Genomic DNA, 14,498 nt, shown 5'->3' on the forward strand with positions numbered 1-14,498 from the left:
TGCTACAAATGCGATTGCAACTGAAATCAATATCAAACTTATTATTATCGTATTCATTGTCTAATTTGTTTATCCTGCTTGAATATTAGCAGCTGTCAGATGGGGTTGCAGGCAACGGCCGGGTATTGCTGGTCGTTGGGGTTTGCCGACGTCCTGCCCGGTGCTGATGTTAAATTTATAAAATAATGATGATGAATAGAACTGATGTTCAAGAGAAATCCGTCCGCCTGAACTGCTGCTGGGATTTGTAGAGTTGCTGATTGTTATTCCGTCCAGCCCCAATGGCAGCAATAGCATGTTGGTAGCAGTGCACCTATTTCCAACCAAGTTGTGCTTCTCTAGTTAAGTGCTCTCTTTCTAAAAAATGTTCAGCAATGAAAACGTCTTGAATAGTTTTTACAATTTCACTTCTGTTAACTGTCTTACTATGTCGTCTTGCTTGTGAATAATATTCTTGTGTAATTTTTTCTGCTAAATGACCGACTGTCTCCACCTTGATTTCTTTTGAGAATTTGCTCAAAATAGAATTTAGAATATAGAAAAAAAGTAGTCCGCAAACAGCAACTTTCCAACTAAAGAAAAAAGCAATTATTGATGAAGTAAATCCAATGACAATTGTCAATACTAGCCAAGTTTTCATCGAAAGTAAGTCTATTGAAATTCCTAATTCTTGTTTAAATTCTTTTACTTTTTGTCTTCGATTTTGTCTTGGAAAAACTGTTTCTAATTGTGTTTGAGTCTCAATATTTTTTTTGTCAATGTTCTGTGTCAAACTAATTGCATTACGAACTTTATAAAATGCTTGTTGTGTCGTGCAATCTTCTTTGTTCGTAAAATTTATTTGACTTTCTATGCAATCGCAAATGTCACCAAATGTTTTTGCATCCTTAAATGTATTATACTCAAACTTTATCCCAAACGATTTTTCAAGTTTAAGTAAAGTGTCCCCAAAATCTTCTGGGTCAATGTTGTCAAGTTTATAGTCTTCGAGTGTTATCATTCTGCATTGCTACCAACGACCGGGTATTGCTGGTCGTTGGGGTTTGCCGACGTCCAGCCCAGTGCTGAAGTTAAATTTATAGAATAAAGTTGATGATTAGAACTGATGCTCAAGAGAATTCCGTCCGCCTGAACTGCTGCTTGGAATTGTACAGCTGTTGATTGTTATTCCGTCCCGCCCCAATGGCAGCAATAGCTTTGTTAGCTGTTGTTTTATTTATTATTCGAGTAAAAAAATGGATACATAGGTTCTTGTGGCTTGATAATTAACCATTCTGTTGTAATGTCTTTAAAACCGTTATTATTTTTTGAAAGTAATAAAGTAAACCGAACTCTATTTATTTCATTCATTTGTGTAAAATAATTGAATTCTCCTTTCTCAATAATATTATCACCCCAGTAAAGTACTCTATATTTCATTTCTCTATACGCAGGAAGAACAAGGTCTTTTTTAATTGGTTGAAATTGTTTTAAACTATCATTCCATCTTTCCGCTGCAAAAAGGATATCATTCCAAAAGTCAGTTCCAATTAAAAATTCTACTGGAACTAGTAATTTTCTTTTTGATTTATTTTCTAAATGAAAAGTAAATGATACCATTCTTCTATAAAAAAACGCTCCAACAGTATCATTCATAGTATCATAAGCTTTTATTGGTCCATAATTTACTATTGAATCAATATTAGCGTTAAATGAAATCAGTTTTGGATTTTGTCCAAAAGAGAACATGTCAAGTTTCAAAAATGTAATTAAGAAAATTAAATTCCTCATACAATTCCTAATTAGAATTTGGGAGCTTACAAAAATAACAGCTAACGACCGGGTATTGCTGGGCGTTGGGGTTTGCCGACGTCCTGCCCGGTGCTGAAATTAAATTTATAAAATAAAGTTGATGATTAGAAGTGATGCTCAAGAGAAATCCGTCCGACCGAACCACTGCTGAGATTTGCACAGCTGCTGATTGTTATTCCGTCCAGCCCCAATGACAGCAATACCATGTTGTAGGCAGCCAAAGTGTAAATATTATCTATTCTCCATTCTTTTTTAGAGTATTTATGCTCCACTTTATTCCATAAAAACTGTAACGAAATAAGAATAAAAGAATAAAAGAATAAAGAAATGACATGATGACTAAATGCTTATGAGTTCCTAGCGAAACAACTTTCACTTGAGCATTCTCTTTTTCTAATTCTAATGCTTTAATTTCATTTGAAACAGTATTTGATTGTTTGAGTTTTACTAAATCGCTAGAAGTAATTGTGTTTTCAGTTACGAAGTTTTTGAGATCTAAAGGAGTTTTAAAATTAAAGTGTTTCCCAAATTCTTCGAAAATATTATTGCGTGTGAAAATTAGTAATAAACTATCTTTTTTATTAAGCTCAATCAATCTATCAAACATTTTAAGGTTTTGATTTTTCCCAAAGATTGGCAAACCGCTTTCGGTATAGAAATCAAGTTTCCTTGTGGATGTACTAAAATCGTAGTTTGTATAATATTCATTCGCAAACCATAATTGCTTTTCCTTTTTTGCATTGGTTAAGTTTGCTAAAGTATCTTGTAAGATCTTTTTTGCAGATATTTTATTTGTTAAGTTGTCAATTTTATTTTGATAATAATGGTTGTAAGCATAAACCGATAAAAATGTAATAAGGCTTATAGCCACAACCACAAATAGTATTAAGAACTCTCTTGCAATTATTTTTTTTACTCTTAATTTCATTAAAGTTAATTTCTATTGTTTTCGAATTGTGTCTTGCTTTTGGGCTTTCCCTTCTTTTAAACCATTTTCATATCCTTGTTGGTATCCTATCTTTCCACCTATTACTGCAAACAAAAAGCCTATTGTTGCCGCAACAAGAGTTTTAAAAAACCATTCTTTTTCTCTGTCTAACCAATACCTGTTGTGAATAATATTTGCTTTTATTTTGTTCCATAATGAAATGTCTAAGTGATATAGACAATTGTCTAATGCGTTTAGTTTTTGTTTTAATATAATTGAAAACATCTTCTTATCGTCTTTATTCAACTTTTTATCGAAACTGTATTCCATTTTATCAGCTACAACTTGAACTAACAGTGGATCAAAATAAATTCTATTAATCTGTTCGTCCTTTAATTTTATTTTGTATTTGGTGAATGTTATTGTCTGGTCAATAGGAGATTGCTCTCCCTGTCTAATACTTACCGTTCCATGAATTTTTGCTTTAAAGGTTTTAAGCATTGAAATTAAAATATTATGTCAAATTAAATACCTGTGTACAAAAAGTAAAAAAAAACTATGTCTTGGCCAAATGCTAAATACAGAACGTACTGTTTTTATTGGTTGCCTACAACGGACGGGTATTTGCGAAGACTGGGAATTTCGATTTCCGTCTGCCCGACCGATGATGAATTGTTCTTGATGTTGAAATTAAGAAATAATGTTGATTAGTAATGTACTGCCCGAACCTCAGCTGATTAGAACTTTTCCTGCCGATGACCTATTCGTCCAGCCCAGATTTTGCAAATACTTTTGTTGGGTGTTGTATATTTTAGAACTAGAGTTTGAAATGTCTGTCCAACCGCTACAATAAAATTAAAAAACGGTGATGTTTAATTATTCGAAGTCCAATTTTGTTACTTCACAAATTAATTGTTCAAATATTTTTTCCAATACCAATCTTCGCTTCGTTCTTCTCATTCTAACCTTAGGATTATGAATTTAAAAACTGCTGTTAAGTGTCGTGCAGAGATTAACAAGCATAACGTTTCGCATAACTCTTCGCAATTTAATTGTAGCGATTTGAAATGAAAGCCTGTTGGTGAGTGTCGTGCAGAGATTAACAAGCAGAAAATTATGAAAATATCTTCGCTCCAATTTTCCTGCCGTTGTTAAAAATACTATTTCAAAAAAAGTGAAATAGTTGCGTCTTACGTCCTTCTAAAATTAGTTTGCTGATAGATTTAAAAAAAGATGCATTTACAATTTTGATGTCCGTCCGAAGCCGACCATAAAAAATCACCAAAAAACTATAACACCCAACGTTCGAGTATTGCTGCAGTTAGGGAATTGACCAACTGTCTGCCCGGAACTGAAGCTAAATTTATAAATAAAAGTTGATGTTAAGAACTAATGCCCAGCAGAATTCCGTCCGCCGAAACCAAAGCTTGGATTTGCACTGCTGTTGATTGTACTTCCGTCCAGCCCCAATTGCAGCAATACTTTTGTTAGCGGTTCGGGCTTTTGTCTGTAGTACTTTTGCTATACTATTCTTTCTCCAGTTTCAATGTCATAGTATAAAATAGGTGTCCTATTAGGCATATCAAAATTCATTTTGTCTTTATCGCAAAACTTGTCGCCTAATATTTTTTCAGCTTTGTCCTGTTCTCTTTTGGTATAGAAACAGGTGTAGACTTTTTGTAATTTCTCTGCATTGGATAAAGACGTCAAAAAGTCTACGTTTTTATTTGGACCAGTTAGAATAAATTCCTCAACATTAGAGTTTACCAAAGCTGAAACATCTTGTAATGAACCGAAATTCATTAGTCGTATGTTTTTCAGTTTAGTCATTTTTGATAAGTCTGGCAAGCTCGTTATTTGCTTTTCATCTTCCATTCTAAGCTTTACAAGATTTGTTAGCTTTGAAACTGCTTGTATGTCGGATAGTTGTTTGACCCAAAGCACATCAAGCTCTTCTAATTTTGATAAGTTTTGGATGTTGTCAAAATTTTTTGAAGTTCCAAAGCCAATGTAAAGTTTTTTTAATTCTGTTAGCTCATTTAGAAATGGTAGCTTTTCAATTGAATGACCTGTCAAGGCTAACTCTGATAATTTTGGTAGTTGAGTAATACTTTCAAGACCGTTTTGATTTCTTACTACAGATAGGTATGTCAAGTTTTTTAACTGACCTAGTGGCTCCAAGGAAATTTTCTTTAAATCAAATTCTCCAAGTTGTAGATTTTCTAAGCCGTCTGCAAGAACTAAAATTGGAGTAAGGTCTGTAACGCCTGTAAGATAAAACCTCAGAGCCTTTATTCCCTTATAGAATTTCAAAAAGTCTAAGCTGTAATTTTTGCTTGTCTCCCAAGTGTCGCCCCAACGTCCGCCAAAATGTGAAACTTCAATGCCGTCTATCTTACGAGCAAATATTTTTTCAGCAATTTCTTTATGTCGGTTGTCGGATAAGCTGTCTGATATTTTTATTAATGATGTTGGAGTCATAATGTGTCCATGCTTAGGGTGTTGCTGTAGCCTGACCGCTAACGAACAGGGCTTGGCGAAGGTGGGGAAATAGAATTCCGTCCGCCTGGAACCGCTGCTGATTGAAAAACTGATGATGAAGATAACAACAAAAAGTCAAAAAGAATTCCGTCAAGCTGGAACAAAAGCCACATAGAATTACAAAAAGTTCATTGTTATTCCGTCCGCCCCACTTTTGCCAAACCCCTTGTTGGTGGCAGGCTTTTTCTCGGACTGTTCGTTTTACGGATGTTGTTTAAGTAAATCGTGTAAGGTTTCAAGTCTGCTTTGGTGTCAACTTCTATTTTCGATTTTTGAATAATTTTTTCTGGTGCGTCAATTTTATTTAGAAATACATCCACGCCTGTAATTGTCTGCTTTCCTTTGTATTGTGTCTTTCTGTAGCTAAGTTTAAAATTGCCCGATGTAACTATGTCAAGAATGGGATTAAGTAAATGTTTAAAGTCCTGTTGCGAAGAAAATGTCAAGTCGTCAACATACCTTGTATATGTAATGTTGTTAGCGTTGCAAAGTTCTATTAACTTAATATCTGTGTCCAAAAAAACAAGGTTTGCGATATGTGTACTTGTTGGTGTTCCTTGTGGCAATTCATACTTCCACGTTGTCAAGTTTGTTAGCCAATGTGAAAAGTGTGGCGAAAACTTTAGCTTGCAAAAAGTATCATAAACTCTTTGTGAGGTTATGTTTGGATAAAATTCTTGTAAGTCAGTTGTAAAAATATATTTGTTTCCTTGGTGAGGTTTGGCATTTGTAATGTTACTGCATCCTTTTACTCCACCGTGAATTTCAGCAGGTAGTTTAATGGGAACTAATATTTTGTTTTTAATTCGTGACTGAATTAATTTTAGTTCCTTCTGCGAAGGTCTGATAGTCCTTTGTTTTTCTGTGCCGTCTAAATATTTTTTTGGTAAGCCTGTTTTTTTATCAAGTTTTTTCTCAATCCATTCTTTATAGTATTTGTCCAAATTACTAGCAATGTTTTCTACTTCGCTTGGTTTAAAGCAAACGATGGAACAAATCTTTTTGAACTCATTTATTTTAAACTGCGAAGAATTCATTTACCAAAGATTTTACAGAAGGGCTTACAATCTGGAATGCTTTCCTTTTGTTTGGCTGCACATCATCTTCTGTCATTGATAAAAAGAAAAGTATGGGTAATGGAACATTCAAATTATCGCTAATTGATTTTAGCGTTGAAAGATTAGGTTCTTTGAGATTACCCTCAATTTGCGAAAGATAAGTTTGTGTAATTCCACAAGAAAGTGCAAACTCTCCTTGAGTTTGTCCTTTTTGCTTTCTGATATTTTTAATTATGTTACCTAAATCCATTTTGTTGTTGTTGAAAAAATTAAGTGAGTGTTCGGATTTTCAATTCTACATCTTTGGGCTTCAATTTTAGTCTTTAAAGAATTTTACAAGAAGTGCAACTACTTGAACAATTTCATTACGAATTTGCTCATTCGTCTTACCCTTTTTTCTTTTCAAGAATTGAAGTCTTTCTAATGCTTCATTTAAGACAATTAAGTCTGTTTCCGAAAGAGAACACTGGCTCTGTGTGATAGATGCAACACTTTGTATTGCAGTATCAATGATTTGAATTTGTTTTAATCTACTCATTTTACTTGTTTTTGAAGACAACGACATTGTTGCCCTGCTTTTTTCAACAATGTCTAAGTAAAACTTGTAGTTAGGTGTCTAAGTCCTAAACGTGTAAACAATGTTCTCGTACACTCGCTTAAAATTCCTGCTTATTAAAATCTAATAGCATAATAACAATTCAACTCAATCTAATCAATAGTATGATGGTCATATACAGAGAATGAATGTGTGCTGTTAATTTACCCGTTAAGGTTGTCTTTTCAGACAGTCAAAGGAACTCCGCTTAGGAAATAAACTTCAAATCACTTTTCAAAGAACTAATCTGATGCAAATATAGGGAATATTACTGTGAGTTAATAAAAAGTTTGATATTTTTTTCAACAGGCGTTAAATAAAATGTGGAAAAGTCTACTTTTTTGTCCAAACCGTTGAGTTAGCAGAGTGTGTCGGTAAGCTTGCCACCAACGGCCGGGTATTTGCGAAGACTGGGAATTTCGAGTTCCGTCTGCCCGACCGATGCTGATTTATTGTTGATGTTGAAATTAGGAAATAATGTTGATTATTAACGTCCAGCCTGAACCACAGCTGATTAGAACTTTTCCTGCCGATGACCTATTCGTCCAGCCCAGATTTTGCAAATACCGATGTTAGCTGGTGTTAAAATATCTAAGTAGTTCTTTTTTTATAAAGTCCTTTAGCTAAGTTTATAAAATAAATAATCTGTCCAAGCATTAATGCAAATAAAGTGTATACAACATATTTAGTAATTGTCTTCGTATAAACAATTGCGTTCGAATTTTTTACGAAACTATTCTCATTTACGTTTGGTTTAATTATACTGTCAGCTAATGAAAATGCAATTAAGAAAAATAAGATTGTTAGAGTCGTAAGAATTATATCAATCCAAGTCAGTTTTATTGAGTGTAAAAATTTCTCAGTTAAAAAGTACAAAACATATTTAATCAAAACAAAGATCGAAAGCGACCAAATTATTTGGGAAAGCGTAAATACATAAAATGTGTCGTAAAGATGTATATCTATTATTTTTTCCTCAGTCAATAAAAAAGATTTTACTATGACTAAAATAAGTCCTGTCATTAACAGTAATATAAAAGGTCTTTGTTTCATTATTAGGGTTTGACCGAAAATTAATATCAGCTAACGACCGGGTATTTGCGAAGACTGGGAATTTCGAGTTCCGTCCGCCCGACCGATGTTGATTTATTGTTGATGATGAAATTAAGAAATAATGTTGATTAGTAACGTCTAGCCCGAACCGCAGCTGATTAGAACTTTTCTAGCCGATGACCTATTCTTCCAGCCCAGATTTTGCAAATACCGATGTTAGCTTATGTGCCAACAAAGTATCATTAACATGCTGCGTCCCACAATAATAAACTTGAAAGAATTGTATACCGTCCTTGCTCGGCTATGTACAAAAGCAAAAAAATATTCCCAAGTAAATTGCTTACTGCTTTCTTTCTAACTACCGATGTTTGGCTTTGCGCCGCAGCGGCATTGGAGCTAACGGCCGGGTATTGCTGGTCGTTGGGTTTGCCGACGTCCTGCCCGGTACTGAAGTTAAATTTATAAAATAAAGTTGATGATTAGGAGAGAAGCTCAAGAGAAATCCGTCCGCCTGAACCGCTGCTTGGAGTTGTACCGCCGATGATTGTTATTCCGTCCAGCCCCAATGGCAGCAATAGCTTTGTTAGCTGTAGTTGTTTTTCTTTTTTATGTTTTTTATGTTTTCAAGAAGTATTTCATTATGTTCTTTAAAAGTATCAATGTCAAATTCGCCTTTTGAATATTTTTTAATCTTTGGAATTATTTTATTTAGTTCTTGAATGTTATCTAATCCTAAATAGGCTTGTGCAATAGTTTGATATATCCAATGTTGGTCTCCTCTTTCTTTAAAAGCTTTATCTGCAATAAGTTCTTTGCATAGCTCAATTATTTCTTCCCTTATTCGTTGGCTTTGTAAAAAATAAGATATCGCTTCAAACTTATTTTTTTCAATTGTTGCTTTTGTAGTTAAAAGAAAAGCATAGTTAATTCCATTGTAGTAATCTTGTGCAATATGATAACCTTTTGAATAAAATCTAATTGCTTTATCAAGATATTTTAATGATTTTGTTATTTCAAAAAGTCGTTTATTAATTGAACCTGATAAACCTAAAGTTTCTGGGTCTGTAGTTTCTTCGGGATTAAGTTTACTTAATATTTCTTCCGCATCTAACAGTGCTTTTTTGGGGCTAGGCTTTTCTAACTTATATGTTACTAATGCTAGTCTCTGTCTTAAAAATATATTTTGAGGTTCAAATTTTAAGCAAACTCTATAAAGTTGACCCGCAACCCAAAACTCTTTGTTATCTTTTGCTTTTTCAGCATCATAAATTAGTTCTGATAAAGTTGGTTGTATATCACTATATTCTTTAATACTTTTAACATCAACATTTTCAAACTTTGGTGGTTGTAGTTTTGGTAAATATGTATAGACAGGACTGTCGTTTTTTTTAGTGTTTAGAACTTCTAAAACAGTAGCTTTTAGCTCGTTTTTAAATCGTTTAGCTTCACTTACACCAATATCTTTTCCTAAATGTTCATATTTTGAAATTAAAGTATGATTGAGGTCAAATGGATATTTTGTTTTGTCTTCAGAAATTACAATTGTTGCATTAGGTCTTAAAGCATGTCTTACACCTAGTTCATATAGAGCATTAGGGTTGAGAGTAGAAATATCTGCAATTACAATATCAGCATTTAGTATCCATTCGTACATAGGTACATCTATATTTCCTGAATGTCGAATGTCTTTAGCTCTGAAACATTCAATGTCTAATTCGTCAAAAGCAGGTTTGATTAGGTTATCAAATGTCTTGTCTAAATCAAAAATATTTCCTGTTTCAAAATCTGTCTTTGGTCCAAAACCAATGATTACAAAGCAAGTTTTTTTCTTACTCATATTATGCGTTTGCTATTGCGTCAACAATGGATTGATATGTAAATGACATTGCCCAACTTGCGCCAACTCCATAAAGTTCTGAAGGTGAAGTATTTTCTCTGTCTGTTTTGACTGCAACAATTCTTTTTCCAAGTTCAACAGCTTTTTCTATTTCCCATTTTACCCATTGACTTTTATGTGTTTTTGGACCAATTATAACTAAAAAATATGTTGCTTCATTTATATATCTTGACAACACTGATTTAATTGCTCCTGCATTACTACTATTAATTCCAACGTCAGCAGAATGATCGTGAATTGAAAAATCAAATAATCTATTAGCATCCCAAGCTAAAAGTAAATTCTTGTAATGTTTGTCATTCGTATAGTCGTAGCTAACGAATATTTTCTTCTTGTATCCCATTTTTTTGTTTTTGTTAATTAAATATTTAGTGACTGTCTCGGTACAATTACAGCTAACGACCAAGTATTTGCGAAGACTGGGAATTTTGAGTTCCGTCCGCCCGACCGATGTTGATTTGTTGTTGATGTTGAAATTAAGAAATAATGTTGATTAGTAACGTCCTGCCCGAACCGCAGCTGATTAGAACTGTTCCAGCCGATAACCTATTCGTCCAGCCCAGATTTTGCAAATAGCTTTGTTAGCAGCAGTTTTTTATTCTGCGGTTGGATTGTCAAAGTTTTTAAGTAATTTATTTAATATAATTTGAATTTCTGACTCAAATGGCATTTTGAAAGGGTATGAAATATGAAATCCATCACTTTCTTTTTCAAAATCATCCTTATATAAATTTATGCCCCTTAAAGTATAAATATGCTCTTTGAATCTACCATCTTCTGTTAGCGAATAGTCAGCGATTCCATATACTTTAAAATTTTTCTCTACTATTTCTCCATATTGTATTCCTCCTCCCACAGAGTTAACTTTGCCTTCTCTTATGACTTGTCTTATAATATGCGAAGGAGTTAGTGTGGTATTTTGAGTATGAATTTGTTCAGCCTCTTTCTCACCACTACCAAAAAATCTTATTCCATTTTCTTTTAGAATTTCTTCATAAAATGGTCTAATTGGATAATCTGTGGTATCGCATGAAAAATAAAAGGTTCTAATTTTTTTTTGAACTGCACAATACCCAGTAAGTATTAGACCACAGAGCCCATTTTCTTGAATAATTTTTCCTAAGTCTAAAGTTGTCTTTTCAAATATTTTAAAAACTAATTTGGAAATTCCATACATTGATAAATCTGTATAACCAGGGATATATTGCAAGTTTTGTAAAATTTCATAAACAGATTCTTTTACAGTGTAGGCATTTATTGCGCTCCCAACGACTGCAACCCCAAGTATGTGGTCATAATCAAGATTATTAGTGTTTGTCTCCGAATTTGTTGGTGAGAAAATTTTGACGGGTACTGAAAACACTTTTATTCCATAATCAATGTGTCCAGATGTACCAAAACTAATCCTTGAGTCTGAGGATAAAGTAACAGTATTATTATGTTTTTGTGCTATTACAAGTGTCATTATGAATGCTATTTCAAATTGCTGCTAACGACCGGGTATTGCTGGTCGTTGGGTTTGCCGACGTCCTGCCCGGTACCGAAGTTAAATTTATAAAATTAAGTTGATGATTAGAACTGATGCTCAAGAGAAATCCGTCCGCCTGAACTGCTGCTGGGATTTGTAGAGTTGCTGATTGTTATTCCGTCCAACCCCAATGGCAGCAATACCATGTTGGTGGCAGGTGTTCTAAAATATGGGTTCTCCTGCAAATATATTTTTTATTACGATGCCAGGTAAAATTCTATAAACAGGAATTTGAATTTTATATTTCTTACATAATTCTGTAATGCTAGTATCAATTTGTTCATTAGAGTATCTGGAAGAAAAATGCCCAAGAATTAAACGCTCAATATTAATTTCTGATACAGATTTAATTACATCTTCGAGCATACTGTGTTTATTGCCGTGTGTTTGTATGTTTTTGTCTTCTTCATTACCTAAGAAGGTAGCTTCATGAATTAATATTTTTGAGTTATTCCAATGCTGAAAGTTTTCACAAGGAGTATCACCACTATACGATAATAATATTGTTTCAATTGTTGTGTGAGTTGCTTCTCTACCCAATTTTTCAATTTGAATTTTTATGTCATTTGCAGGTAAGTTGAGATATTCATTTTTTAATTTTGATTTTACACTAACGACCTTATATCCTAGACTTTTGTTAGTATCTTCATTGCACGAAACATGATTATTTCTTAATGCTTCTACATAAATATCTTTTCTTATCCAAATTTTTGCTTTATTGATAATTGGTTTCCATGTTGTTCCTTTAACGTGAGGGTCAAATTTTACTGAGAAATCTTTAATAGCTGGGAAAGAGCCACAATCTTTGGGATAGTAAATTACGGGAAATCCTTCCCTTGCGTTTAACTGATTAAATTGTAAGAGTCCAGTGAGATGATCTCTGTCAGCATGTGAAATAAAAACATTTTCTATTTTTCTGCTTTTTTGTAACAAGGCAGAAATTAACCCATCTCCACAATCAAATAAAAGTCCTAATTCTTCAATAAAATACCAAGTTGAAAATAATGCTGTTGAATATCCTGAAATTGTTAAGTTCATCTCAAAGGTTGTGTTTAATATTTGCTGCTGCTTTACACTTGCCACCCAACGACCGGGTATTGCTGGTCGTTGGGTTTGCCGACGTCCAGCCCGGTGCTGAAGTTAAATTTATAGAATAAAGTTGATGATTAGAAATGCAGATCATTAGAAATCCGTCCGCCCGAACTGCTGCTGGGATTTGTACAGCCGATGATTGTTATTCCGTCCCGCCCCAATGGCAGCAATAGCTTTGTTAGGCGTTGTACTACGCTGTTGCATAATACTTCGCACTTTATAAATTCAAAAGTTGCAATAAGTGCGGTGGCTAAAAATAAACCTCTTTTGCATGGCGAACTAAATTATCAGCCTTTAAGCAATGCAAATGTGGTTTATTCTGTGCGTTGGCTAATAATAAACTATCATTCAGAGATTTAAAAAGCTACTTAACTTGTTCAATTCTAGATTGTATACTTTTTTTTCTGCTGTGTGTAAGTTTTTTTCTGAATTGCGTACTTTTTATTCTGCAGTGTGTAAGTTTGTTTCTGAATTGTGTACTTTTTTTTCTGCTGTGTGTAAGTTCAATTCTAAATTGCGTACTTTTTTTCTGCTGTGAGTAAGTTTATTTCTCAATTGTGTACTTTCATTTCTGAATTGCGTACTTTCTATTCTGCTTTGAGTAAGTTTTATTCTGAATTGTGTATTTTTTATCAGCGAATAAATTAGAAAATCTATTTCAAAAGCTGATTAAATATTCATTCGTCTTGCTTAATTGAAATAGAACTGTTGATAATATTTAAAAAAGTCTAATTAGGAAACAAAAGTTGGCAGAAGGGTGGGGCGATTACAAATGTGGTGCAATGATAATTGTTAAATTAAAAGAGATGCACCTCTTTTGTAATTGCAGAGCGTAGGTCTTCTTGCTGTTTAAATTATAATACTGCTAGTTTTTCTAAAAGTATAACGCCTAACGAACAGGGCTTTGGGCAGGTGTGGTATTAGTATTCCGTCCGCCGGTACCGCTGCTGATAAAAATTAATTAGTTGAAGTTAAGAACTTAAGCTTAAAGTTGTTTGTCCAGCCCGAACTGAAGATTGGCTTTTTACTGCTGTCGATTGTACTTCCGTCCAGCCACACTTGCGCAAAACCCCATGTTGTGCGTTCGCTTTTCTATTAATTCTTTTCAAGCTGAGTTATACAATCTATTAAATCTTTAATCCAATCAGGTTTAATTCCTTTATCTTTTTTAGCTTTTTTTAAATTGTCTTTTAATAGAGGTAAAAAGTCTTTGTCATTCAATTCTTCTATTGATTCAAATATTAATTTACCAAACTCGCCATCTAAAAGTTCTCTTTTGATTACTTCTTTAATACGAAGGTCTTTTCTTTTTGCAAGTCCAACTATGGCTTCAAGCTTTGTGTCTTGATGTTTGTCGTCGACTCTCGACCATAAGGCTTCCCTAATAATTTTATTGTCTCTTTCTATTTGAGTGCCAATTCCAAAAGTAGCCCAATCTCTAATATGTGAAGCTTTGTCGTTTGTCAAATGTATTAAAGTATCTATTGCTAATTTGTTGTCAACCGAAAGCAAAGCAGAAACCAAGCCATCTCTAACACCTTCGTTAGCATTGTCTTTAAATGAAACCAAAAGTGCTATCTCATCAGATTTTAGTTTTTCATTATTGTGTCCGATTGCATACAAAACAGAAAGCAATACTTTTGGGTCTTTCTCTTTTTTTAAGATGTCAAAAAATAGTTTTCGAGATTCTTTGAAGAAAGGTCGAGGCGTCAAACCCAATTGGGCTAATATGTCAATACCAATAATTCGTTCTTTGGGTTTTGATGATTTTATTTGTTTAACACAAGTATTGAAATTGTTGGCATTTGCTCTTGAACGTAGTGTTCGGATATTATCCCAATAAGTCTTGTCCGACTTATTATTTACAAGCCGAAAAAATAGTTTTTCATCAGTCCAATTCTTTCTACTCATTTCAAAGTTTGTCGTTTAACGAGGGTTGTCTAAAGTGACGCACAACGGACGGGTATTGCTGGTCGTTGGGTTTGCCGACGTCCAGCCCGGTGATGAAGTTAAAT

13 protein-coding genes are annotated in these 14,498 nt (G+C 33.6%); all 13 read right to left on the reverse strand.

Going from position 1 to position 14,498, the window contains the following annotated elements:
* Positions 1-313: 313 nt before the first annotated feature.
* The 13 genes from ACFOWM_RS13170 to ACFOWM_RS13230 all read right to left on the reverse strand — a co-directional run bounded on the left by ACFOWM_RS13170 (position 314) and on the right by ACFOWM_RS13230 (position 14,394).
* The gene (locus ACFOWM_RS13170) at positions 314-1,000 is read right to left on the reverse strand and encodes a hypothetical protein (protein WP_379710918.1); all 687 of its coding nucleotides are present in this window, start codon (positions 998-1,000) and stop codon (positions 314-316) included.
* Between the two features lie 212 nt (positions 1,001-1,212).
* Positions 1,213-1,770 carry a hypothetical protein gene (locus ACFOWM_RS13175; protein ID WP_379710920.1) on the reverse strand — a complete coding sequence of 186 codons (558 nt, stop codon included), beginning with the start codon at positions 1,768-1,770 and terminating at the stop codon, positions 1,213-1,215.
* Between the two features lie 256 nt (positions 1,771-2,026).
* Positions 2,027-2,719, reverse strand: coding sequence for a hypothetical protein (locus ACFOWM_RS13180; protein WP_379710922.1), 693 nt, complete (start codon positions 2,717-2,719; stop codon positions 2,027-2,029).
* Positions 2,720-2,731: 12 nt separating this feature from the next.
* Positions 2,732-3,220: a hypothetical protein gene (locus ACFOWM_RS13185; protein WP_379710924.1), complete on the reverse strand. Its 489-nt coding sequence runs from the start codon at positions 3,218-3,220 to the stop codon at positions 2,732-2,734.
* Positions 3,221-4,240: 1,020 nt separating this feature from the next.
* A complete protein-coding gene (locus tag ACFOWM_RS13190) occupies positions 4,241-5,200 on the reverse strand; it encodes a leucine-rich repeat domain-containing protein (protein ID WP_379710926.1) in 960 nt (319 codons plus the stop codon).
* Positions 5,201-5,394: 194 nt separating this feature from the next.
* Positions 5,395-6,297, reverse strand: coding sequence for a reverse transcriptase family protein (locus ACFOWM_RS13195; protein WP_379710928.1), 903 nt, complete (start codon positions 6,295-6,297; stop codon positions 5,395-5,397).
* Positions 6,278-6,568 carry a helix-turn-helix domain-containing protein gene (locus tag ACFOWM_RS13200; RefSeq protein ID WP_273078338.1) on the reverse strand — a complete coding sequence of 97 codons (291 nt, stop codon included), beginning with the start codon at positions 6,566-6,568 and terminating at the stop codon, positions 6,278-6,280. Before ACFOWM_RS13200 ends, ACFOWM_RS13195 begins: the two co-directional genes overlap by 20 nt.
* A 66-nt stretch (positions 6,569-6,634) precedes the next feature.
* Positions 6,635-6,856: a hypothetical protein gene (locus ACFOWM_RS13205; RefSeq protein WP_379710930.1), complete on the reverse strand. Its 222-nt coding sequence runs from the start codon at positions 6,854-6,856 to the stop codon at positions 6,635-6,637.
* Positions 6,857-8,549: 1,693 nt separating this feature from the next.
* Positions 8,550-9,803 carry a TRAFs-binding domain-containing protein gene (locus ACFOWM_RS13210; RefSeq protein WP_379710932.1) on the reverse strand — a complete coding sequence of 418 codons (1,254 nt, stop codon included), beginning with the start codon at positions 9,801-9,803 and terminating at the stop codon, positions 8,550-8,552.
* 1 nt (position 9,804) lies between these two features.
* Complete coding sequence (locus ACFOWM_RS13215) at positions 9,805-10,206, reverse strand: TIR domain-containing protein (protein WP_379710934.1); 402 nt, start codon at positions 10,204-10,206, stop codon at positions 9,805-9,807.
* A 252-nt stretch (positions 10,207-10,458) separates the two neighbouring features.
* The gene (locus ACFOWM_RS13220) at positions 10,459-11,328 is read right to left on the reverse strand and encodes a hypothetical protein (RefSeq protein ID WP_379710936.1); all 870 of its coding nucleotides are present in this window, start codon (positions 11,326-11,328) and stop codon (positions 10,459-10,461) included.
* A gap of 225 nt (positions 11,329-11,553) precedes the next feature.
* Positions 11,554-12,429: an MBL fold metallo-hydrolase gene (locus tag ACFOWM_RS13225; protein ID WP_379710938.1), complete on the reverse strand. Its 876-nt coding sequence runs from the start codon at positions 12,427-12,429 to the stop codon at positions 11,554-11,556.
* A 1,149-nt stretch (positions 12,430-13,578) separates the two neighbouring features.
* The gene (locus ACFOWM_RS13230; RefSeq protein ID WP_379710940.1) at positions 13,579-14,394 is read right to left on the reverse strand and encodes a hypothetical protein; all 816 of its coding nucleotides are present in this window, start codon (positions 14,392-14,394) and stop codon (positions 13,579-13,581) included.
* Between the last annotated feature and the right edge of the window lie 104 nt (positions 14,395-14,498).

This window comes from Ferruginibacter yonginensis (assembly GCF_042651465.1).
GTDB classification, from domain to species: Bacteria; Bacteroidota; Bacteroidia; order Chitinophagales; family Chitinophagaceae; genus Ferruginibacter; species Ferruginibacter yonginensis.

Excerpts from the sequence above, each read along its gene's own strand:
- ACFOWM_RS13170 (WP_379710918.1), bottom strand. The coding sequence starts at position 1,000 with ATGATAACACTCGAAGACTATAAACTTGACAACATTGACCCAGAAGAT.
- ACFOWM_RS13175 (WP_379710920.1), bottom strand. The coding sequence starts at position 1,770 with ATGAGGAATTTAATTTTCTTAATTACATTTTTGAAACTTGACATGTTC.
- ACFOWM_RS13180 (WP_379710922.1), bottom strand. The coding sequence starts at position 2,719 with ATGAAATTAAGAGTAAAAAAAATAATTGCAAGAGAGTTCTTAATACTA.
- ACFOWM_RS13185 (WP_379710924.1), bottom strand. The coding sequence starts at position 3,220 with ATGCTTAAAACCTTTAAAGCAAAAATTCATGGAACGGTAAGTATTAGA.
- ACFOWM_RS13190 (WP_379710926.1), bottom strand. The coding sequence starts at position 5,200 with ATGACTCCAACATCATTAATAAAAATATCAGACAGCTTATCCGACAAC.
- ACFOWM_RS13195 (WP_379710928.1), bottom strand. The coding sequence starts at position 6,297 with ATGAATTCTTCGCAGTTTAAAATAAATGAGTTCAAAAAGATTTGTTCC.
- ACFOWM_RS13200 (WP_273078338.1), bottom strand. The coding sequence starts at position 6,568 with ATGGATTTAGGTAACATAATTAAAAATATCAGAAAGCAAAAAGGACAA.
- ACFOWM_RS13205 (WP_379710930.1), bottom strand. The coding sequence starts at position 6,856 with ATGAGTAGATTAAAACAAATTCAAATCATTGATACTGCAATACAAAGT.
- ACFOWM_RS13210 (WP_379710932.1), bottom strand. The coding sequence starts at position 9,803 with ATGAGTAAGAAAAAAACTTGCTTTGTAATCATTGGTTTTGGACCAAAG.
- ACFOWM_RS13215 (WP_379710934.1), bottom strand. The coding sequence starts at position 10,206 with ATGGGATACAAGAAGAAAATATTCGTTAGCTACGACTATACGAATGAC.
- ACFOWM_RS13220 (WP_379710936.1), bottom strand. The coding sequence starts at position 11,328 with ATGACACTTGTAATAGCACAAAAACATAATAATACTGTTACTTTATCC.
- ACFOWM_RS13225 (WP_379710938.1), bottom strand. The coding sequence starts at position 12,429 with ATGAACTTAACAATTTCAGGATATTCAACAGCATTATTTTCAACTTGG.
- ACFOWM_RS13230 (WP_379710940.1), bottom strand. The coding sequence starts at position 14,394 with ATGAGTAGAAAGAATTGGACTGATGAAAAACTATTTTTTCGGCTTGTA.